This window comes from Pseudomonas sp. MH10, assembly GCF_034353045.1.
GTDB lineage: Bacteria > Pseudomonadota > Gammaproteobacteria > Pseudomonadales > Pseudomonadaceae > Aquipseudomonas.
This window is the reverse complement of the sequence record NZ_CP133783.1, coordinates 5,516,125-5,537,004: the sequence shown is the minus strand read 5'-3', so window position 1 is coordinate 5,537,004 and position 20,880 is coordinate 5,516,125. Positions and strand designations below refer to the sequence as shown.

The window sequence follows — 20,880 nt, the reverse complement described above, 5'->3', positions numbered from 1 at the left end:
CTTATGCCCAATACAGATCACGCACACATGTGCACACTCGAACAGGTGACACCATGAGCACGGCAAACCCACCCTCCCACACCGCCAAACTGGACCGCATTCTGGCCGACGCCCAGCGCGACCGTGAGATGGGTTATCGCGACAAGGCGCTGAAGATGTACCCCCACGTCTGCGGCCGTTGCGCCCGGGAATTCGCCGGCAAACGCTTGAGCGAACTGACCGTCCATCACCGCGACCACAACCACGACCATAATCCCCAGGACGGCTCCAATTGGGAGCTGTTGTGCTTGTACTGCCACGACAATGAACACTCGCGCTACACCGATCAGCAGTACTTTGCGGAAGGCTCGACCAGCAGCCCGAAAATCGCCAAAGCAACGCACAACCCGTTTGCAGCGTTGGCCGGGTTGATGAAAAAAGACGAGTAGCCCATTACTCCGTGTGTCCGGGATTCCCTCGCCCAATGTGCCGTATAATCGCCGCCTTTCCTTAAAGAGCACTGGCACGTGGCGAATCAACGGTACAGCTGCATTGGTTTATACAACCCCAAGTCGCCGGAAAACGTCGGCTCGGTCATGCGTGCAGCTGGCTGCTATGGCGTGGCGTCGGTGTTTTACACTGGCACTCGTTATGAGCGCGCTCGTGACTTCATTACCGACACCAAAAAAGTTCACCAGGACATTCCGCTGATCGGCATCGATGACCTGAGAAAGATCCTTCCCCTGGGTTGTGTTCCGGTGGCAGTGGAGCTGGTTGAAGGGGCGCGTCCGTTGCCTGAATACACCCACCCTGACCGTGCGATTTATATTTTCGGCCCGGAAGACGGGTCGCTGGATAAAAGCATCCGCGACTGGTGCGAGGACGTAGTGTACGTCCCCACCCACGGCTGCATGAACCTGGCCGCCACGGTTAATGTCGTGCTGTATGACCGCATGGCCAAAGGCAACAACACCCGCTCCGGCCCGAAATTCGGAACCCGGGTCGCGACCAGTGACGGCGCTTCTGATTGAACAGTTTTGTACTGAGGCAGTCAGCTTAAGTGAACCTACTCACCTCATCATGGAGAACCCACATGAGCGATATTCCGGTCGTTGAACGCATAGATTCCACTCCGTTGCAAACCCATCCCCAGCAAAACGTCCATGGTTTAGAGCGCGCTGGCTCGTTGGCCGGCGGGATATTGATGGTCGGCAAAGGCCTGCGCCGTGGCGGCTTTTTCGGTCTGATCGAGTTGGCGATTGGCGGAGCGGTGCTGGCCCGTGGAATCACCGGTTACTGCGGCGCGAAAAACCTGATTGAAAAGAGCCGCGACGAAATGACCAAGGCCCGTGGGCGCATTGAGCGAGTGGGTGCGGAGCTGGGGCAATTGAAGGCCAAAGCAGAAATCGCCACCGAAAGCGCGACAGTGACCGGCAATGATTCGCTGGTAAGCCCGGTTACGGATATCTGATCCGCGCGCTGTATCTGACACACCGCGCGGCCCGCTTCCCGAATAAATTCGGTCCTACAGATTGCATATATCGTCTGTGGGACCGAATTTATTCGGGAAGTTTTTTTATCAGACACTGCATCGAGCCCTCGCTAACAGGTTGGTTCCTACAGAGGGGTGATGTTATTGCAGGTTTACCGGTCCGTTGTCAGCCAGCACGAAAGATCAGGTGCTCTTCCCAGTCGTCCTCGGACACGCTGTTTTCACTGAGCATGCGCCCGGATTGCGAGATGCGTTCGTGATGCACCGCGTCACGGTCGCCGCACACCAGATGGTGCCAGAGCGGCAGGTCTTTGCCTTCGCTGACCAAACGGTAGCCACAGGTGGGTGGCAGCCATTTGAATTGGTCAGCCTGCCCCGGTGTCAGTTGAATGCAATCTGGCACCGTTGCGCGGCGGTTGCTGTAGTCGGTGCATTGGCAGGTTTTCAGGTCCAGCAATTTGCACGCGATGCGCGTGTAATAAACGCTGTTATCGTCTTCATCCTCAAGCTTTTGCAGACAGCACAGGCCACAGCCATCGCACAGCGACTCCCACTCGTCCTGATCAAGTTGCTCGAGGGTTTTACGTTTCCAGAAGGGTTCGACTTTAGCGGCCATGGGTTTGGGCAATCAGCGTTAGAGAGTGAAAAGGCCGCCAGTCTAGTGGCACGCGAGACGTGGGCCAAGCGCTTGCGACTGTCGGTAAGGACGTACTTGTTATATGGGCATTGGCAACGTAACTTTACGAACCGATTTCGACGATGCCTGCCGGCCACGGCCCATCTCCCTTATCCGGCCAATACGCCGGTCTCGCGTACTGCTCGATAGTGTTCTTTTAATACTCTGTCAGGACCTTTATGACCGTTAATTCCCGTGTCGCCGACTACCCGATTGACCCGCAATTCACTGAGCGCTGGTCGCCACGTGCATTCACCGCCGAAGCCATCGGCCAGGAAACCCTGCTGAGCTTTTTTGAAGCGGCTCGCTGGGCACCGTCCGCTTACAACTCGCAACCATGGCGCTTTCTGTATGCGCGCCGCGATACGCCGAACTGGGAACGCTTCCTCGGCCTGCTGAATGAGTTCAACCGTGGCTGGGCACAGCATGCGTCTGCGCTAGTGATCGTGATCTCGAAAACTACCTTTACTGCACCGGGCGCCACTGAAGAAGGCCCGGCGTTATGTCACAGCTTCGACACCGGTGCCGCCTGGGGCTATCTGGCGTTGCAAGCCAGCCTGAGCGGTTGGCACACCCATGCCATGGCGGGTTTCGATAAGGACCTGACCCGTCAGGAGCTGAACGTTCCCGAAGGCTATGCGCTGCACGCGGCGGTAGCGATTGGCAAACTTGGCGACAAATCGACACTCGCTGAGTACCTGCAAGGCCGAGAAACCCCGGGCCCGCGCCGACCGCTGTCAGAACTGGCAGCCGAAGGCGGTTTCAGCCTGTAACGACAATCGGGATCTGCCCTGGGCACGCCAGAACAGATCCCGATGAGCGAAGTTTTTTTCAATAACCGCGAGAAAAATCCACTTCGCCGCGCAATGCCTCTCCCGCTTCAAACGCTGTCACGTTCTCAATGAACAACCGCACCATCGCCGCCGGCGAGGTCGGTGCCGAGCTGTGCCCGGTCAACAATAAGCCCCACGCGGTCCAGAACGGATGCTGTTGCGGCAAAGGTTCCTGACGGCAAACGTCGATGACCGCACCGGCCAAGTGCCCGTCTTTCAGCGCCTCAACCAAATCAGCATCGACCACTGCCACGCCGCGCCCGACATTGATGAACAAACCGCTCGACTTGAATTTTGCGAAGAGCTTCGCGTTGTACAGATCGTGGGTTTCAGGGGTATTGGGCAGCAGGTTGATCACGTAATCGACTTCACCAACCAGACGCTCCAAATCAACCAAACCGCCTACTTCAATGAACGGCGCCTGAGTGCGTGGCGTGGAGGCGATCCCGTACAACTCGACGCCAAACGGCAGCAGAAACTGCGCCACGCTAAGGCCGATATCGCCCGCGCCAACGATCAACGCTTTGCGCCCCGCCAGGCTATGGCTCAAACGGCTGTCCCATTTACGCTCGACCTGGCTGACCAGCCGCGCCAGCACTTCACGCTCATGACCGAGCATGTAGGTCAGGACAAACTCCGCCATCACTTGACCAAAGATGCCCACCGCACGGGTCAATCGATACTCGCGCGGCAAACCTTCAGCGAGTAACGGCGTGATGCCGGCCCATGTCGATTGCAGCCACTGCGGGGTGTGCCCCTGCCGCAGCAAGGTGGCCAACAGGTCTGGCGCACCTAGCCACACCGCGCATTGTTCGGCCATTCGTGACAGCTGGGCACCATCGCCGGTGCTCATCACTTCAATATCAGGTGCCCATTGACCCAGCAGTTGGGTGTAGACCGGGTAATCGTGTTCAGCAATCAGAACGCGCATGACTTAAAACCTATAAAAACTAAACATGCACCGTCAACAGGGTTAACCCCGTTGACGGGCGCACTCAAAAAAACTTCAGACGCGCACGATGTTCCGGCGCTCTGGCCCAGCGCCGCTTACAGTGGATCGTTACGGCGCAGCAGCTCTTCTGGCAGGTGTTCGATGTACTCATCTTCTGCCGGGGGCATTTGCAGGTGATAGCCCTGGGTATCGAGGTTCTTGAGCACTTGATCGATGTCCTCGCGGGACAGCTTGCGCTCAGGGCTGAGTACCAGGTCGAACGTATGCTTTGGCGGGCCGAAAGCGATCAGCAGATCTGCTGGCACTTTCTTGAGTGCATCGCTTTTGAGGACGTACAGGTACATCTCGTTTTTACGCGGGCTTTTATAAATAGAGCAAATACGTTTCAAGACTGTTCTCCAACAGTGGCCAGGCTGTCGAGGAGCGCCTGGCCCATCAGCTCGCGGCGCCAGCCACGCAGCGACTCTGGCAATTGATAGGGACCGTGGGGGTAGCCGCTTTTCAGCAGGGCTTCGAGGGTCTTTTTACGCAGCATAAGTTCAGGGGCCATGTTCAACTGCTCGGCGTACTGCTGACCAATCACACGCAATGTCTTCAAGACAACGGATGCTTCGATCGGCAGCGGCTCGGGCAACGCGGCTGGCCACTGTTCTGGCGGCAGGCAGGCAGAGGTCTTGATCAGCTCGATCAAAAACTCTCCGTCCTGGCGCACGGTTTTAGGGTGAATGTCTTCGATTTTCGCCAACGCGGTGAGGTTGTCCGGCTGGGTTTTGGCCAATGGCCAGAGTGAGTGCTCACGGACCACGCGATTACGCGGCAGGTTACGCGACCGCGCCTCGCGCTCGCGCCAGGCGCACAACTCACGCAGCACCGCCAACTGGGCGCGGGATAACTTCCACGCCAGCTTGGCATCACGGTACAGATCGTACGGGTCGATTTCACGCCGAAGGTTCGCCACCAATTCAGCGCCATCGTCGAGCAGCCAAGCGTGTTTGTCTGTGGACAGTTTCGGCTGGAGGATGCTGTAAACCTCGGCCAGGTGTACGGCATCCTCAGCGGCGTAGCTGATTTGGGTTTCAGACAGCGGACGCTGTAACCAATCGGAGCGGGTCTCCCCCTTGGGCAGGTCGATCCCCAGCACTTCCTGGACCAGACGCGAGTAGCCCATGGAAAAACCGAGGTTCAGGTACGCGGCGGCCAGTTGTGTATCAAACAGCGGCGCTGGCAGGCTGCCCGTTAAACGCAGCAGGACTTCGAGGTCTTCACTGCAGGCATGGACAACTTTGATGACATCGGGATTCTCCAGCAGTGCCGACAGCGGCGCCCAATCATTGATCAGCAGCGGGTCAATCAGAAAGGCGCGAGCGCCGTCTCCAATCTGCAGCAACGCGGCGATGGGATAAAAAGTGTCGACCCGCATGAATTCGGTGTCGAGGGCGACAAAAGGCAAGGTTTGCCATTCGACGCAATGTTGGGCGAGGCTGGCGTCGTCACGAATCCAGTGAATATCAATGGCCACACGGCTCTCCCTTGAAGAATGGCGCGCAGTATATATCGCATCACCGATAACCGGGCGTTCACACTTCAAGTCTTGAGCAACTTCCTGCCATGCGCCGGGGAATAACAGACCGGTCATCGGATTGAGCGTTAGGCCTTTTGCAACACGTAAACCCGCCACATGGCGTAACCGGGCAAAACATCGTGATGGCCAAGGATTTGAAATCCGGCGGTCGCGAACTCAGTTTCTATTTCCGTGCGATTCACCACGAAACGATTCATCCGCAACACCTCAGGTTCAACACGTGCTCGAACCCGCTCCAAGCGCTTGCGTCGCCATGATTTGATGTTGCCATCGACCCACAGCGCAATGATTACCGTGTCGCGTGTCACCCGATGGAATTCTCGCAAGATGGCTGCACGATGATCCCGATCAGGGATGTGGTGGAATAAACGCATGCAAAAGATGCAATCCACCGCGTTTGCCGACAACTCGATGGAAAGCGGTGAAGTCTGGAAGGTTTTAATGCGTTTAAGCTTTTCAGCGGAAAAACCAGCCTCACCTAAAGCCAGCACTTCCGGCGAATGGTCGGCCGCCAGCACAACCCGGTTGCTGTGTTCGGTTAACACCGCCCAAAAGCGACCCGCACCACTGGGTAAATCGAGCACCAACCCAGGTTCGCCCGCGATTTTTAGCGCTCGCCGCGCCAACTGCTCGTCACGCCATTGCGCCAGGCGCCCGGAAAAGCCTTGTGGCTGGACAGGCTTGCCGCCATCAGATTCAGAGCGTAACGCTTTAACATTCAGCATGAACACTCTGCTTATAAGGTAACCGCTTAATAAGTAAGAATTCGCCAGAGCGACCAAGTTAAAAACGTCTTCACCTATAAATTTTAATCAGCCGTGCATCAATTTTTTGTGAAAAGAATGCGGATTGGAACGCGTGATACGTTTTTTGTGTAAGAGCGGGCTTGCTCGCGATCGGCTGCGCAACTGACGTAAAACCAAGCAGCTCGGTTGTTGCAGTTGGAATCGATTGGGACCGCTTCGCGGTCCATCGTGAGCAAGCTCGCTCCCACAATTGTGTTATTCCACAGTGTGTGGGTTTATTTGATAAGCCCTCTTCTATTTAGCCGCGTACTGCATTTCGCCGCCGCCGAACGACCAGTCTTCGCGGTTACTTTCGACGAGGCTGATCCAAACGTCTTCTTTGCGAATCCCGGTCTTCTCATGAATCCCCTCGGCAATGGCTTTATAGAACGCCTTCTTGACCTCGACGCTGCGTCCGGTACTCCACGTGATCTGGATAAATACGATTTTCGAGGTGTAGGTGACGCCCAAGTAACCGGCGGCCGGATACACCAGTTCATCCCCGGCGTGGCGGTTCACGATCTGAAATTTGTCGTGCTCTGGGACGTTGGCGGTTTGGATCATGGCGTCGTACACCACGTCACCAATGGCTTTGACGATTTCAGGCGAGGTGTCTGCGGCTAAATCAATTCTGGCTAGTGGCATGGTGGGACCTTCGGATCGTGGCAGAGAAGAAAGACTTCGTTCAGGCAGCAAATTTAGCGTCGCCGACGGCCTTCCACAAGCGCATAATTATTTCGCTAATGATGAGGATTACGCATGCTATTCGAAGATTTGAAGGCGTTCGTCGCAGTGATTGACCACCACTCACTGACCCGCGCCGCCCAAGCGTTATGCCTGACGCAATCGGCGGTGTCGCGCCGCATTCAACATTTGGAAGAGTCCCTCGACGCCAATCTGTTTGATCGCACCAGCCGTCCCCCCAAAGCCACGGCGCTGGCCCACCGCATTTATCAACACGCGGTTATTCTGCTGCGCGATGCCGAGCATTTGCTGGAGGTGCCACGGGAAGGCGCGGCCCCCAGTGGGCCGTTTCGTTTGGGGTTTACCCAAGTGGTGGCGGACGTGGTGGTGTTCGACGTGGTGATGAAGATGAAAGCAGAATTTCCGGAGCTGGAGGTGCAGTTGCACACCCATTGGAGTTCCGAACTTCAGCAGCAAATTCACGCCGGTAGCCTGGATGCCGCGACATTGATGCTGACTTCACCCAGCCGTCTGCCTGAAGGCGTGACCGGGCAATTCATCACCACCCTTGAAGTGCTGGTGGTGCAAAGTAAACGCGCGCCGTTGGTCGATAGCCGTTCTGATATGCAAGCCCTCGCCAGCCAGCCGTGGATCTTGAACCCTGACGGCTGCGGTTATCGGGCCGCACTGGAACGGGCCATCGCTGACACCGGAAAAACCATTCGCTTAAGCGTTGATACCCACGGCACCGAGATGCAACTGAGGATGGTCGCCGCCGGATTGGGCTTGGGGTTGATCCCCCGCGATGTATTGCGCCACAGCCGAGCGGTCGACGAATTGACGGTGGTTGAGGTCAAGAGCTTCTCCCTGAGCCTCGACATTTGGCTAGTGCATCCCTATCAGCTGGGTAATCTAAAACGCGCGATGGATATTCTCGGACAGACCGTGGTGGATGGATTTGTTAATCATCAAGCGCACACTTTGTAGGGGCCTTCGGAAGGCTTTCAAGAAATGACAGTAAAGCCGAATTGAATTCGTCCGCCGCAGTGATGTTATGCGCATGGGCGCCGTGTGCAACGCAGTGCCAGACCGTGTTAGCCAAGTGCTCAGAGAGCTTTTGCGAGCAAGTCCAAGGAACTAGCACATCGTCTTTGGCGACCGAGATTAATGTCGGCGCACTGATTCGGACAGCCGTCGCGTCACGTTGAATCGTCGCAAGGCTGCGATACGCGCACGCATCGTAGCGGCCCCCGGAAAATGCGCCAGAGCATGATCCACTTCCGCCTCGACACGGCTGGCATTGGCCGCACACCAGCTTGCCGGGTAAAGGAAAATGGGCTGAGCTAAGGATGCACGCCACAAAAGCCTATCGCCAATACGTTGGCTCCTACAGGCTCGCGTCAGCGATGATCATCTCAGCCGCCTTTTCGGCAATCATCAGGGTCGGCGAGCAGGTATTACCCGAGACGATGTTCGGCATGATCGACGCGTCCACGACCCGCAAACCTGGAATGCCTCGCACCCGCAGACGCTCATCCACCACCGCATCACTGCCCTGCCCCATTTTGCAGGTGCCGACCGGGTGGAAAATCGTTGTGCCGATACTGCGTGCAGCCTGTCGTAACTCGTCCTCGCTTTGCAGGCTCACACCCGGCAAATACTCCACCGGTTGAAAGCGGGCCAACGCCGGGGCCGCCGCGATGCGTCGGGTCAGGCGGATGGCGTCGGCAGCGACCCTCAGGTCCTCGTCATGGCTGAGGTAATTGGGTCGAATCGATGGCGCATCCTCCATCCGTGCCGAGCGAATTTCTACCGTGCCGCGACTCTGGGGACGAAGGTTGCATACGGAGGCAGTAAACGCTGCGAAGGTATGCAGCGGTTCACCGAAGCGTTCCAGGGATAAGGGCTGCACGTGGTATTCAAGATTGGCCGATGGCTGTTCTGGCCCGGAGCGCGCAAAAGCGCCCAATTGGCTCGGCGCCATGGCCAGCGGACCGCTGCGATTGATCGCGTAGCGCAGGCCCATGTTCATCTTGCCCCAGAGGCTGCCGACCATTTGGTTGAGCGTCTTGCCGTTGCTGATTTTGTAGATCAAACGCAGTTGCAAGTGATCCTGCAGATTACTGCCCACGCCGGATAATTCGTGACGCACGCTGATACCGAGTTTTTCCAGCAACGGCCGTGGCCCAATGCCCGAACGCTGCAACAGCGCCGGCGAGCCAATTGCGCCACAGCACAGGATGATTTCCCGGCGCGCGCGAAACTGTTCTTCTCGTTGCTCAACGCGCGCGACCACCGCACTGGCGCGGCCGTTTTCCAATTCGATACGCGACGCCTCGACGCCGGTCAGCACCGTCAGGTTTTTACGCTGGGCAATCGGACGCAAAAACGCTTTCGACGCGTTCCAACGCACACCGCGTCGTTGGTTGACTTGAAAGTAGCTACAGCCTTCATTGTCGCCACCGTTGAAATCCTCGACGGACGCAATGCCGGTCTGGGCGGCGGCGTCACGAAACGCATCGAGAATGCCCCACGATAATCGCTGCTGCTCCACCCGCCATTCGCCGTCTGCGCTGTGCATGTCTGAATTGCCGGCGTAGTGATTTTCCGAGCGTTTGAACTGCGGTAGAACGGCGTCCCAGCCCCAGCCGGTATTGCCCTGGGCCGCCCACTCATCGTAATCACGGGCTTGGCCGCGCATGTAGATCATGCCGTTGATCGAGGAACAGCCGCCCAGCACTCGGCCGCGCGGGTAATTCAGCGAGCGCCCGTTCAGGCCAGGTTCGGCTTCGGTTTTGAAGCACCAGTCAGTCCGTGGATTGCCGATGCAATACAGATACCCCACCGGGATGTGGATCCAGTGGTAGTTGTCTTTTCCGCCCGCTTCGAGCAACAGCACGCGGTGCGCCGGGTTTTGTGACAGTCGATTGGCCAGTAAACAGCCGGCAGGCCCGGCGCCGACAATCACATAATCGTAGAGCTCAGCCGTCGCTTGCATGAATTCCCCCGCTAAGTTTTTATTGTTATCTGGGGCCAAGCTATAAGGGGTTTTCGCGCAAAAAGAAAGGCCGCAGCACGTTGCCGTGCGGCGGCCTTCTTAATCGAAGCAGGTTAGATCAGCAGATGATCAGACCGAGCGACGACGATAGGTGCGGTAGTTCGGCATCCAGAAATTACGCTCGATCGCTGCCAGCAACATCTCTTCCGAGGTTTCCAGCGCCAGGCCTTCAGCCTGAGCTTCTTTGGCGACGGCCAACGCGATCTTGCGGCTAACGGCTTGAATGTCGGTCAATGGCGGCAATACCGCGTCACCTGAACCGGTGACCATCGGCGAGCACTCTGCCAAAGCGTTGGATGCGGCCATCAGCATTTTGTCGGTGATGCGCGACGCCTTGCTGGCGATCACGCCCAAACCGATGCCAGGGAAGATGTAGGAGTTGTTGCACTGCGCGATGTGAATCGTGCGGCCGTTGAACTCCACCGGTGCGAACGGGCTGCCGGTAGCAACCAATGCATTGCCGTCGGTCCAGCGCAGGATTTCTTCCGGCGTGGCTTCGACTTTCGATGTCGGGTTGGACATCGGCATGATCAATGGCTTGGCGCAATGCTTGTGCATTTCACGAACCACTTGTTCTGTGAACAGACCGCGTTGGCCTGACACACCGATCATCACGGTGGCATTGGCGTGACTGACAACATCCAACAAGGTCGGGAAGCCTTCAGCGCCCCAGCTCGTTACATCTGCGGTTTTCTGTGCCAGACGTGACTGGAAGTCCAATAGACCGTCCATTTTGTCGGTCAGTAAACCGTGGCGATCGACCATGAAGATGCGCTTACGTGCTTCGCTCTCGCTCAGCCCTTCGATCGTCATCGCCGCAATGATGTGCTCGGCGATACCACAGCCGGCAGAACCTGCGCCGACGAACACCACCACTTGCTGAGCCAGCGTTTCGCTCTTGGCTTTGCAGGCCGCGAGCAACGTGCCGACGGCCACCGAAGCAGTGCCTTGAATGTCGTCGTTGAAACAGCACAGTTCGTTGCGGTACTTCTCAAGCAAGGGCATGGCGTTGGGCTGAGCGAAGTCTTCGAACTGCAACAACACTTCCGGCCAGCGACGCTGTACGGCGTCGATGAACAGTGCCACGAAATCGTAGTATTCCTGGCCCGTTACACGCTTGTGGCGCCAGCCCATGTACATCGGGTCGTCGAGCAATTCCTGGTTATTGGTGCCGACGTCCAGCACGATCGGCAGGGTATAAGCCGGGCTGATACCGCCACACGCGGTGTAAAGCGACAGTTTGCCGATGGGAATACCCATGCCGCCAATGCCTTGGTCGCCCAGACCGAGGATGCGTTCACTGTCGGTGACCACGATGATCTTGATCTGATCCTTGGTCGCGCTGCGCAGGATGTCGTCGATGCGGTCGCGTTCCGGGTACGAGATAAACAGCCCACGGTGGGTGCGGTAAATCTTCGAGAATTCCTGACACGCCTGGCCGACCGTCGGGGTGTAGATGATCGGCAGCATTTCATCGAGGTGCGAGTCGAGCAGGCGGAAGAACAACGTTTCGTTGTTGTCTTGAATCGAACGCAGGTAAATGTGTTTGTCGAGGTCGCTAGCGCATTGGTTGTATTGGCTAAAGACCCGCTCGACTTGCTCTTCGATGGTTTCCACGTTTTGTGGCAACAGACCGATGAGGTTGAATTCGACGCGCTCTTGCGGCGTGAAGGCGCTGCCCTTGTTCAGCAGGGGCATCTCCAGCAGCGAAGGGCCAGCATAGGAAATGTATAAAGGACGCGAGGATTTGGTCATTTTCAGTGTTCGCCTTTTTTCGTTTACTCTGAAATTTCTTGGTGAAACCGAGGCGGGCAGCTGGAACTTGGGGGTACAGCTAGACAGTTCTCTATTCAACCCGACTCAGCGAGGATCGTAAGACGATACCGCGGGGGCTATCTTACTCGTGCTGGGGGGCGTTGCGGCATATCAGTGATTAGACGGGCTTTTTTGCCGGATCCGCATCTTTGCGCAGAATGTAGGCGCTGAAGGCCAAAAAGTCGCCAAGGTGCTTCGTGATGATCGCGACGGTAATGGGCAACTGAAGGGTTTGGTATTCGTGCACGGCGATATTTCGGAAGCCGACTATATTTTTAAGTCCAGACACCAACACCGTGTCCACCCATCCGCTACGAGACAACAACTCAAACACATCGCGCGAACTTTGCGGAATACCCAGCCGTTCGCGACGCACCAAATGCTGGCCCATGTCCATCGCGGCTTCGCATGCGCGTTGAATATTCAGGATCGCGGCGTCCTGTCGAGTAAAGTCGGTCGCAAAGCTGGCGGGGTCTTTGTCGTACTCCTCCCGAGCTCGAGCGACGCAGCGCTCAATCGTTGCAGCCTTGTTGATCAGCACATTATCGGCCATAGATGCTTCCGCCCTTTTGAATATCCGCGAGCAATCCAGCCCGAGCGGTATCCAATTCAGTTTTTTCGCTCAATACAAAGCATTCGAAAAGCCCCACTTGCACGTCATCGCCCCAGACCCGCAACCCAGTGGTAATCACTTGATATTGCATAATCGTCGACGCGGCTCGCATGTCCAGCAAATCGACCGGGATCCCGGCGATATCAGCCAGCTCTCCCGACATTTCCCATAACCGCATTGGGTCGAGCTTGCCAGCCAAAAGCACCGCCATATCCAAGTCGCTCTGCGCAGTGGCATGGTCGGTAACTTGGCTGCCAAAAATGTAAACCGCCAATAATCCGGGAATGTGCGCTTGCAAGTGCGCGACGAGTCTTTCGAAATTCATGACAATGCTCCCGACTCGCGCTGAAGTGCACACATCATACAGTGTGCGAATAAGGCTAAAGGCGATCAGCTGCGATAGTTTTACACAGACTGGATTACACTCCGCAACTCCACCCCTCCATAGATCACTCCCCATGTCTGAAGACTTCGAAGTCCCGAGCCCGCACGAGCACCATTTGGAACACGCGACCGAGCATGCTCAGGCGCGCGGGGATAATTTCGCCGGAAAAATCGCGGTGATGACAGCGATCATGGCGACCATAGGCGCCCTGCTCAGCTATCAGGCCGGGTCGACGGAAAGCGAAGCGGCAATGGACAAAAACAACGCCGCCATTAAGAAAACCGAAGCCTCCAATCAGTGGAATTACTACCAGGCCAAATCCAGCCGCCAAAACCTGTCGGAACTGGCGACCCACATACCCGGCGTCGATGCGGCGCACTACACGGCCGAAGCTGAACGCTATAAAGCTGAAAAAGAAGTGGTCCGCAAGAAAGCTGAACAGCTCGAAGAAGAAGTGACGGCGTGGGATGAAAAATCAGAAGTCGCGCTGCATCAGCACCACCGCTGGGCGCAGGCGATGACTGCGATTCAGATCGCCATCTCGCTGGCGGCGATCACGTTACTGACGCGTAAAGAGTGGCTGAAAAAAGTGGCGTATGGCGCGGCGGGGATTGCCGTGGTGTTGGGGACGCTGGCGTATTTGCATATTTGATGAACGCCGCTGGGGATCAGACACGGCACATCCCTGCGGGAGCCAGGCTTGCCTGCGAACGAGGCGACGCGCTGGTGACTGTGACACCGCTTTGCGTGGTCAATGCCGCCGAGAAACGCCATTTCGCTTGGGCGTATTGGGCGTTTGAGGGGAGCTTTGGTGAGTTTGATGTGGGTCCAGGGCAATGGAATGAGCAGATTCATAGAGCGTTGGTGTCGAGTGACCATGCGTACTTCAAGGACAAGTAATGAGCTAACACCGGCCACTGTCGGAGACCCAGATCACAGTGGGACCGAATTTATTCGGGAAGCAGGCGACGCGCTATATCAGAATGAAAAAGGTTGCGACCAATTGGTCCAATTACAGAGAGCCACGTCAGTGCGCGAACGCTTCGGGGTATTTGGCCAGATAGGCATCATTGAGCTGCGTATCCGGCGAGCGCATGAACGTTTTGAAATCGGGGACCAAAAACACCAGCGCAGACAACAGCAAAACCATGACGCCCAGTAACGTGATGGTTAATGTGATTCCCAGATAAGCAATCAAGGTATCCATCGCGAAACTGCCCACCGGGCTGGCCGCCGCCGACAAAAATGAAACCGTGGCAAAAATCCGATTGCGATGGCGCTTGGGCGTTGCCAGCAACCTTACAGCGGAGGTCGGGATGTTGATCAGCATCAGGCCGACGCCGCCACAAAAAAAGGCGACGGGCACTATGAACGACGATGACACAGTGCCAACCACCACCAAGTTACACCCCAGCAGTGCAAAACCTGCGGACACACACAAATCACGAGGTACACACCCGGATAACCAACCGATGATTTTGTAACTGCCCGCCAGAATGCCCAGCCCGAAGCACGAATCCAGCAGACCGATGTAAGTGACCGGGTACTGAATAACGTCCTTTACGTACAAGGGGATCAGTATCGTGAAGAACGGAAACAGCGCAAAGTTGATCAGCATCGCAATGATCGCCAAGTAAAACTCGGCCTTAACGCCATAAACCACTTTGAAGCCGGAATAAATCATATTGAAGCCGCTGGCCGGGGCTTTCTCACCTTCGTCAGTGGCGCCGATGTGACTCGGGACAGTCGCAATCAAAGCCCCGGCGATGAGAACCGCAACAAAATCGGCGGCAAAAGCGAACGTGATACCGCCCGCGTAAATCAACACGCTGGCCAGTACCGGCCCCAGCAGAATGGAAAAAGACGACATCACGCTTTTTGTGCGAAAGGCCAAGGAGACTTTATCGTCGTCTGCAAACAACGGAATCACCGACGCTTGGAGAGGATCGCGCACGCCGACGATTGCACTGCTGATCATCATCAGCGCACCCACCGCCCAAGGGTTGAACGACCCCATGGCAGACAGCACCACCATCAGCAGCGCCGTCAAAAGACTGATCCATGAGGCCAGCTTGATGATCAATATTTTGTTGTACTTGTCCCCTAGCCATCCCAGTAGAGGTTTGGCCAACACCTCCGCCGTGATGGAACAGGCAATCATGTTCGCGAAGTAATGTGCAGAGCCCGTTTCCTGCAACGCCCACCACGCCACCGCCAATTGATTGCACCGTCCGCCCAGAACCATCAGCAAAAAACTGAATTGCAGTTTGAGCAGACGGAGGTCGATATTGGGGAAGGCCCGAGTGATGCGTGAAAAGTTTGTAAGCATTGGCGGGCCTTGATTCGGGTGGGGCGAGTGCTTGAGAACTAGCTTGATTGAGGAAAGCCTACATGAGCCAACTCAAGCCTTTCGAGGCTTCAAAATATCGGACTGACAAAGACATCATCAGTGAATTTCTCACAGTGTCGCTTGAAGACCCAAAGGCTTCAAAAAATAAACAACCCGCTCGGTCTCAGCGAAGCCCAATGCCTTATGCATAGCGTGGCTTCCCTGGTTATCTAGCAGTGCGTCCGAAGCCAGTTCAGTGCAGCCCATTTCTTCGCCCCATTGCTGGACGCCCACTACGAGTTGCCGCGCTATGCCTTGGCCCCGGCTGGTGGGCCGGACGTAAAGACCTTCGAGAAAAGCCACAGGCGAGGAACGGGTACCGTTGACGTAATCCACTCGGATCGAGGCCTCGGCAAACCCTAGAGCATTGCCGTTCTCACTAACGAAGATCAGCACCAGATAGCGCTCTGGCGCGCTCAGTAGAATCTGTTTTTCATGGTCGTTGTGCGGGCCGGAATCAGGCCACAGGGCAACACGCAGGGGAAGCCAACCGTTATGGTCGAACAAAGTGCAGCGTTTGATCATTGAGGGGAATACTCGAAGGAATAAATGCGGAAGGTTATTGATTATCCTCCGTCAATGCTTGAAAGATCAGCTGGCGCTGGCAGGGGTGGTGTTACGGGTTATTACAGCCGAATCAATTTGTGGAGGAGAGACGGCTACAGCGTGCGTTACTCGCGTTTGCCACGGCAAATGGAGGTACTGGGCATGACCCATGGCGCCGGTCGTTTCGCAGCCCAGTTGTTCCCGAGCCATATAGAGTTGGTGCCGGATCGAGCCATGACGGGCGAATTCAGGGGCGACGCTTCCAATCACTTCCTCACGGACTTGAGATAGTGGCGGCGACGTTTTGAGTCGAAAACACAGCAACGGCCTCCGGATTGGCAGCGCCCAGACTCCTGCGCCGGATAAAAGCCATTCAGCACTGAGAAGGTGTGAGCGCCCTTGGTCAAGCGACAGGCGTATAAGCCTGGGCCCACCTTCATGCCTGCGCCCTTATCCCAATCCTCGGACAGCCGGGCTGCGTCGTATTCCTAGAACGTCTCAAGCGCCTCGAATGCGGTGTAGACCTGTGTGGGCGGGTCGTATTTCATACACGCGGCTTGGACAGCCCACGGGGTGGGCTCGGTGGCCAGCGAGCGCAAGATTCGATACTGCCCCTCATACCGCTAGCCTCTGCCGAATCAGGCCGCCAGCAGGACAGCCTGGTCAACTTCGCCTATTTCCATAAGGGGCAAAAAGACTATCTCCAGGGCGTGCCGAAGCTGGCCTTCGTGTTGGATCGACAGCAGTTCAGGCTTCAAAAAGAGGAAGTATTCCTCAATACCGTCTTCGTGCAAACCGGTGCAGGCGGCGCTGGCAACATCGACCAACTGGCCAACAACTATACGTATCAGCTGTTCGCCGCGATGAGCCACCTAGAATCAAATCACCGAGTTGCTTCGGTGTTGTTTTTTCATCTCCCTTCCCTTTTGAGATACATCTTCCTGAACTCTTAGAGCAACTGCCCGAAAGGCTGTTGAGCTCCTCAGCGAACGCCTGGCCGAAATCCTCTAATTTCAGAACCAACTCACTTGTCTCTTTTTAATGTTTAAAAAAATCAATTAGCGCAAGCATTTTTTTGTATTTTCAATAATATTTTTCCCCATTGAAGGATAACTCCCCCTAACTTTACCGGACCAACCATTAGGTTATGGGCGTTAACTCGACCAAAATTCAGACCACGATGGCCATGAATGACAATGCGGCTCCAAATGATATCTATTTAGTGGCCATGCTTCGAATTTTATACTAACTTTTAGTTACAAAAAAACAATCCCCCCTTCAACCCGCGTCATACAAGCCTCTCAGTGAGTATTCGAGCACAATAAGTTGTTTTCAATTGCCTTTGTGTCTTGACACCCGAATGCATCATTGCTAAACAAAAAAAGGCGATTTTTTCGTCTCCGAGAAAATAACGCAATGGACTCAAGCTCGCGGTAGGTGCAATAGGAAGATGAACTTCCCGCCACTTGCTGAATTAGGGACGATCACTGTTCATTTGGAACAGTCGAAAGGGATCGGGAATGCCGAAATTTGCGCTACGAAACGAAACTTGTCAGCGAATCCTCGTTTGTTCCCTGAACAATCTGACTGAAAGGTGCATCAAGTGCCCCTACGGTTGCTGTTCCGGCGAGCACGGTGTGCGCCCATGAAGGGCCTGCACTTGCTTGAACTTCATTCTAAAAAAATCATCTATCGCTCTCCGATGTATGGCGTATCAGCTGTGTCGGATTCGTTTCAGGTGCTGGTGGCTATCCCTAGCCAGACGTCAGATTTATTAGCCGTGGTGGCACTGTGAGCGGCCCTAATTTTCTCAGGAAAATCGATCATGACGGCAAGATCCAGCAAGTAGCGGGGGCTTTTATCAGCGCTCCCGTTCGGCTCTTGGCCGTGGTCCGGCAAGGTAGAAAAGCTCTACACCAGGCGTTCAGTTCGGGTATTTCTAACAAGTTTTTCATGGAAACCGAGGGCCTCGAACGATTTGTCCTGAAAGAAGCCCCGCCTTACGCCAGCTCATTATCCTTTTGCCGAGCATCTCTACAATTTCAGCAGCACTTGGCCAGAAGTGGGTTATTAATTCCTGAATATCGTTCTCTGTCAGACGACAACACAACATTTCACTTTGTGCTGCTGGAAGATGGCCGCGAAAGGATATTCACGCTTCAACGATTGGCCGACGGATACGAATTCCCTTCCCTTCCTATGATCGTAAAGGGCGCGGTGGATGCCTTGTATTCATTGCACACCTCAGCGCTATCCATGCCCAACAACAAGCTGCCGCACTACAATGTCTTCGATTGTGTAAATGACCTGCTTGTGCAAGGGCGAATCGAACCGGAACCCAAACTGAACTGCCAGTGGCTGCGACACAAAACCAAGGTATTGGAGCTGATCAAAACTTTTTCATGGACGGTCAACCACTATAAAGTGCAGGCAGAATCAGTAGGCTATTTCGAGGATATTCAGCCGGTGCACGGTGATTTTCATCTGAACAATTTAATATTCAGTAGCAGCGGTGCCGTGTCGGCGATGCTGGATTTTGACGACGCCAAGAACGATAACCCAATTCAGGATTTCGCTCGACTGGCTGTGAGCCTTTGCATCTTCAGTTTCCATATTGATCCTCAGCGGCCACTTGCGCTACTTCCTACGTCAATGGACCTGCCTTTACTGCTTGAACTGCTTGCTCACTCAAAAAGCGTTGAGATCGCTCGGATAAAAAAGGGGCCCTTTCCCCCTACCCTAAAGTGCATTGCGCTGCAGATGGCTTTCATCGGACTTCTTTCGGGAATGTATGGTACTGCCCAACTACGAGAGCTCCGACTTTTCCGACAATGTTGGACGCCGGATGCCAAGAACTGGATGCCCTGATTAGAAAGGAGCAAATGCATGGAATATCGTGACCTGCCCTGCCGAAAGAATGTTCGAACCATTCTTCTTAATCCGCACAATCAAATTCTTTTGATGAAGGTTGCACTGCCTGACCGAACCTTCTGGTGCACATTAGGTGGAGGAATAAACCCAAACGAAAGCTTTGAAGACGCTGCGCAACGTGAGCTTTTTGAGGAAGCTGGATACCGCCCGGAAGAGCTTTCCCAGGGACACTTGGTGTGGAAGGGGCAACATATATTAATGCGCCATGGCACGCTTTCTCTTCTGGATGAGTCTTTCTTGCTCTACCGGGTAACCCGCGTCGACTTCACAACCCTGCATCAAACCGACGAAGAAAAAGCTGTCGTAAAAGAGATGCGCTGGTGGACGCTCGAAGAAATTAACAGTTCCCGTCAATTCATCGTGCCACCTCGCCTGGGAGAGCATTTGGAGCGCCTCCTCACCCTGGGTCCTCCGTCCTCTCCAGAACTCATTCAGTTAACGGATGAGTCATGATACCGCTCGATGAACGTTCGTTCACTTGCGCTGACTCATCGCGCAGACACTTAGCAGTGCCGACATGGGGCATGCAGGGCCATCGTTATCATTGGTTGAAATTTTGCGGGTGCTGTATGACTCAGTACTGAGTTTTCACTGCGAGCAACCCTACTGGCCAGACCGTGATCGACTGATTCTCCTTGAGGTGAACTTGGTTGGCTTCGCCAGAGAGGTGCAATCTTGGTGTTGAGCTAACTCTCGGCCTGCGCTCGCAGTGGGTTATCCGTGCTGAATTATCAGTAAATAAATATAAACAAATAATCCATCCAAACAGATGATTGCTCCATGCCCGGCATTGGTGGGTAGTCGCTTAAAGCTTACGCCTTGGTGCAAAAGTTTCGCGTTCAGTCGGGACGGCGGAACGCCACGAGTAACCCCCATAACCCCATCAATAACTATTGAATCTGTTCTCATGCATCACTGCCGCGCTGGCTGTAGTACACCTATAGCCCAGTAAATACGGGCATCAGTGGTCATCCAGCTAAACGTTTATTTGTGAGCAGTCTCGAAAATAGGTTTTTACACTGGAATGTCAGAATTGAATCTCAAATGCCGAATTTGTCACCGATAGCCTAATATGGTCCCACCGTTGATACAGGATGCCTCATGGTTTCAATTTCTGATTTGGGCAAGCCTGATCCAAACGAAGGCGTACCCGACACCCCAAAGAGTCGGGCGAAAGCTGTTGCTGAATTAATGGCTAGACATGAGCACGACGGGCTCGGCCAGATCGCAGCCGTGCTATCGGCACAAGCTCCTACAAAGCTGAGTAGATATCAATCAAGCTTACATTCAGGCTTACATTCGAGCTTCCCTGTAATCGAAATCCCGCCCAACCCTGCTATAGCTCTGATTCGTGAGCAAGCTGCCCATGCACGCTGGGTTAAGGACCAAGCTAACCGCCCTTGGTGGAAAGGCTCTGGGGCTTGGGCGGTGGTTATCGCCATCTTGGCTTTAGTCCTGCCTCTGATAACCGAACACCCTGCTCAGATTCTGCCCAGCCTCTGGTCTTGGCTCAGTGCGTTGGTCGCTAGCTATATGCATTAAGGTATACCCTAATGAATATATCCCATGACGAAAGCTTTGAGCGCTATCCACGTATCTGGCACGAGTTGAGCGGGATGTTCAGTTATGAGCGGCAGTGCGAATGCCAAGATGGCGATAACGAGTGCCCAAGCCCCAGAGCCTTTCCACCAAGGACGATTAGCCAGCTTCTCAACCCGGCGTGCATGGGCAGCTTGCTCACGCATCAGAGCTATAGCAGGGTTGGGCGGGATTTCGATTATAGGGAGCCTTGACTGTAAGCCTAATTGATAGCTACCCAACATTGTAGGAGTTCGGACCGCTATCGCCGCTGCAATCTGACCGAGCTCGTCGTGCTCATGCCTAGCCATGAAATCAGCAACAGCTTTCGCGCGATTCTCTGGCGTGTCCGGTATGTCTTTGTCTGTATCAGGCTTGCCCAAATCAGAAATAGAAACCATGAAGCATCCTCTATCAATCGTGGGGCCATATTAGGCCATTGCTGACAATTTCGGCGTTTGAGATTCAGTTCTGGCGGTATCCATCCTGACGTTCTGCTATAGGCAGCGAATATTCCACAGCGACAAACACACTCTTTTGAGGGCTGTCACTGTCGGGTGGTGTTAAGCCGCTGCGTCGATC

Annotated in this window: 25 protein-coding genes and 1 pseudogene; 13 read left to right on the top strand and 13 right to left on the bottom strand. The window is 55.0% G+C overall.

Features of this window, described 5'->3' with window-relative positions; all coding sequences use genetic code 11:
• The first annotated feature begins 53 nt into the window (after positions 1–53).
• From RHM59_RS25115 to RHM59_RS25105, 3 genes are all read left to right on the top strand, one after another.
• Positions 54–428: a YajD family HNH nuclease gene (locus RHM59_RS25115; RefSeq protein ID WP_322168178.1), complete on the top strand. Its 375-nt coding sequence runs from the start codon at positions 54–56 to the stop codon at positions 426–428.
• A 78-nt stretch (positions 429–506) separates the two neighbouring features.
• A complete protein-coding gene (locus RHM59_RS25110; protein WP_322168177.1) occupies positions 507–1,010 on the top strand; it encodes an RNA methyltransferase in 504 nt (167 codons plus the stop codon).
• A 62-nt stretch (positions 1,011–1,072) separates the two neighbouring features.
• Positions 1,073–1,450, top strand: coding sequence for a DUF2892 domain-containing protein (locus RHM59_RS25105; protein WP_322285671.1), 378 nt, complete (start codon positions 1,073–1,075; stop codon positions 1,448–1,450).
• Between the two features lie 187 nt (positions 1,451–1,637).
• On the opposite strand, the gene RHM59_RS25100 is transcribed toward RHM59_RS25105, so the two are convergent.
• On the bottom strand, positions 1,638–2,087 hold the full coding sequence (locus RHM59_RS25100) for a YcgN family cysteine cluster protein (protein ID WP_322168175.1): 450 nt from the start codon (positions 2,085–2,087) through the stop codon (positions 1,638–1,640).
• Between the two features lie 239 nt (positions 2,088–2,326).
• Here RHM59_RS25100 and RHM59_RS25095 point away from each other — a divergent pair, with 239 nt between their 5' ends.
• A complete protein-coding gene (locus tag RHM59_RS25095; protein WP_322168174.1) occupies positions 2,327–2,920 on the top strand; it encodes a nitroreductase family protein in 594 nt (197 codons plus the stop codon).
• Positions 2,921–2,978: 58 nt separating this feature from the next.
• Here RHM59_RS25095 and RHM59_RS25090 read toward each other — a convergent pair whose 3' ends face one another.
• The 5 genes from RHM59_RS25090 to RHM59_RS25070 all read right to left on the bottom strand — a co-directional run bounded on the left by RHM59_RS25090 (position 2,979) and on the right by RHM59_RS25070 (position 6,944).
• Complete coding sequence (locus RHM59_RS25090) at positions 2,979–3,911, bottom strand: D-2-hydroxyacid dehydrogenase (RefSeq protein ID WP_322285670.1); 933 nt, start codon at positions 3,909–3,911, stop codon at positions 2,979–2,981.
• Positions 3,912–4,027: 116 nt separating this feature from the next.
• Positions 4,028–4,321, bottom strand: coding sequence for a YcgL domain-containing protein (locus tag RHM59_RS25085; protein ID WP_322168172.1), 294 nt, complete (start codon positions 4,319–4,321; stop codon positions 4,028–4,030).
• Positions 4,318–5,451: a ribonuclease D gene (gene rnd / locus RHM59_RS25080; protein WP_322168171.1), complete on the bottom strand. Its 1,134-nt coding sequence runs from the start codon at positions 5,449–5,451 to the stop codon at positions 4,318–4,320. Before rnd ends, RHM59_RS25085 begins: the two co-directional genes overlap by 4 nt.
• 128 nt (positions 5,452–5,579) lie before the next feature.
• Positions 5,580–6,239 (bottom strand): class I SAM-dependent methyltransferase, encoded by a 660-nt coding sequence (locus RHM59_RS25075; RefSeq protein WP_322285669.1) that lies wholly within the window; start codon positions 6,237–6,239, stop codon positions 5,580–5,582.
• A gap of 315 nt (positions 6,240–6,554) precedes the next feature.
• Positions 6,555–6,944 (bottom strand): tautomerase family protein, encoded by a 390-nt coding sequence (locus RHM59_RS25070; protein WP_322168169.1) that lies wholly within the window; start codon positions 6,942–6,944, stop codon positions 6,555–6,557.
• Between the two features lie 114 nt (positions 6,945–7,058).
• Here RHM59_RS25070 and RHM59_RS25065 point away from each other — a divergent pair, with 114 nt between their 5' ends.
• Positions 7,059–7,970, top strand: coding sequence for a LysR family transcriptional regulator (locus tag RHM59_RS25065; RefSeq protein WP_322168168.1), 912 nt, complete (start codon positions 7,059–7,061; stop codon positions 7,968–7,970).
• Positions 7,971–8,370: 400 nt separating this feature from the next.
• Here RHM59_RS25065 and RHM59_RS25060 read toward each other — a convergent pair whose 3' ends face one another.
• From RHM59_RS25060 to mntA, 4 genes are all read right to left on the bottom strand, one after another.
• Positions 8,371–9,981: a GMC family oxidoreductase gene (locus tag RHM59_RS25060; RefSeq protein WP_322285668.1), complete on the bottom strand. Its 1,611-nt coding sequence runs from the start codon at positions 9,979–9,981 to the stop codon at positions 8,371–8,373.
• A 129-nt stretch (positions 9,982–10,110) separates the two neighbouring features.
• Entirely contained in the window at positions 10,111–11,796 is a 1,686-nt protein-coding gene (locus tag RHM59_RS25055; RefSeq protein WP_322285667.1) for an NAD-dependent malic enzyme, read from the bottom strand.
• Positions 11,797–11,974: 178 nt separating this feature from the next.
• Positions 11,975–12,409 (bottom strand): type VII toxin-antitoxin system HepT family RNase toxin, encoded by a 435-nt coding sequence (hepT, locus tag RHM59_RS25050; protein ID WP_322285666.1) that lies wholly within the window; start codon positions 12,407–12,409, stop codon positions 11,975–11,977.
• Complete coding sequence (gene mntA / locus RHM59_RS25045) at positions 12,399–12,794, bottom strand: type VII toxin-antitoxin system MntA family adenylyltransferase antitoxin (protein WP_322285665.1); 396 nt, start codon at positions 12,792–12,794, stop codon at positions 12,399–12,401. Before mntA ends, hepT begins: the two co-directional genes overlap by 11 nt.
• Before the next feature lie 133 nt (positions 12,795–12,927).
• On the opposite strand from mntA, the gene RHM59_RS25040 reads away from it, so the two are divergent.
• Together RHM59_RS25040 and RHM59_RS25035 are read left to right on the top strand one after the other, a co-directional pair.
• Positions 12,928–13,506 (top strand): DUF4337 domain-containing protein, encoded by a 579-nt coding sequence (locus RHM59_RS25040; RefSeq protein WP_322168163.1) that lies wholly within the window; start codon positions 12,928–12,930, stop codon positions 13,504–13,506.
• Between the two features lie 74 nt (positions 13,507–13,580).
• Positions 13,581–13,754, top strand: coding sequence for a hypothetical protein (locus RHM59_RS25035; RefSeq protein WP_322285664.1), 174 nt, complete (start codon positions 13,581–13,583; stop codon positions 13,752–13,754).
• Between the two features lie 127 nt (positions 13,755–13,881).
• On the opposite strand, the gene RHM59_RS25030 is transcribed toward RHM59_RS25035, so the two are convergent.
• Both RHM59_RS25030 and aac(6') read right to left on the bottom strand, forming a co-directional pair.
• The gene (locus RHM59_RS25030) at positions 13,882–15,183 is read right to left on the bottom strand and encodes an MFS transporter (RefSeq protein ID WP_322285663.1); all 1,302 of its coding nucleotides are present in this window, start codon (positions 15,181–15,183) and stop codon (positions 13,882–13,884) included.
• Positions 15,184–15,312: 129 nt separating this feature from the next.
• Positions 15,313–15,768, bottom strand: coding sequence for an aminoglycoside 6'-N-acetyltransferase (aac(6'), locus tag RHM59_RS25025; RefSeq protein ID WP_322170807.1), 456 nt, complete (start codon positions 15,766–15,768; stop codon positions 15,313–15,315).
• 126 nt (positions 15,769–15,894) lie between these two features.
• On the opposite strand from aac(6'), the pseudogene RHM59_RS25630 reads away from it, so the two are divergent.
• The 6 genes and pseudogenes from RHM59_RS25630 to RHM59_RS25625 form a co-directional block, all read left to right on the top strand.
• Positions 15,895–15,978, top strand: a pseudogene (locus tag RHM59_RS25630) (AAA family ATPase); the annotation flags it as partial.
• A 368-nt stretch (positions 15,979–16,346) separates the two neighbouring features.
• The gene (locus RHM59_RS25015) at positions 16,347–16,742 is read left to right on the top strand and encodes a hypothetical protein (RefSeq protein WP_322285662.1); all 396 of its coding nucleotides are present in this window, start codon (positions 16,347–16,349) and stop codon (positions 16,740–16,742) included.
• 692 nt (positions 16,743–17,434) lie between these two features.
• The gene (locus RHM59_RS25010) at positions 17,435–17,584 is read left to right on the top strand and encodes a hypothetical protein (protein ID WP_322285661.1); all 150 of its coding nucleotides are present in this window, start codon (positions 17,435–17,437) and stop codon (positions 17,582–17,584) included.
• Entirely contained in the window at positions 17,581–18,657 is a 1,077-nt protein-coding gene (locus RHM59_RS25005; protein ID WP_322285660.1) for an aminoglycoside phosphotransferase family protein, read from the top strand. The genes RHM59_RS25010 and RHM59_RS25005 overlap by 4 nt, the downstream gene beginning before the upstream one ends.
• Positions 18,658–18,675: 18 nt before the next feature.
• Positions 18,676–19,173: an NUDIX hydrolase gene (locus RHM59_RS25000; RefSeq protein ID WP_322285659.1), complete on the top strand. Its 498-nt coding sequence runs from the start codon at positions 18,676–18,678 to the stop codon at positions 19,171–19,173.
• 64 nt (positions 19,174–19,237) lie between these two features.
• On the top strand, positions 19,238–19,405 hold the full coding sequence (locus RHM59_RS25625) for a hypothetical protein (RefSeq protein WP_416195043.1): 168 nt from the start codon (positions 19,238–19,240) through the stop codon (positions 19,403–19,405).
• An 865-nt stretch (positions 19,406–20,270) separates the two neighbouring features.
• On the opposite strand, the gene RHM59_RS24995 is transcribed toward RHM59_RS25625, so the two are convergent.
• The gene (locus RHM59_RS24995; RefSeq protein WP_322285658.1) at positions 20,271–20,699 is read right to left on the bottom strand and encodes a hypothetical protein; all 429 of its coding nucleotides are present in this window, start codon (positions 20,697–20,699) and stop codon (positions 20,271–20,273) included.
• Between the last annotated feature and the right edge of the window lie 181 nt (positions 20,700–20,880).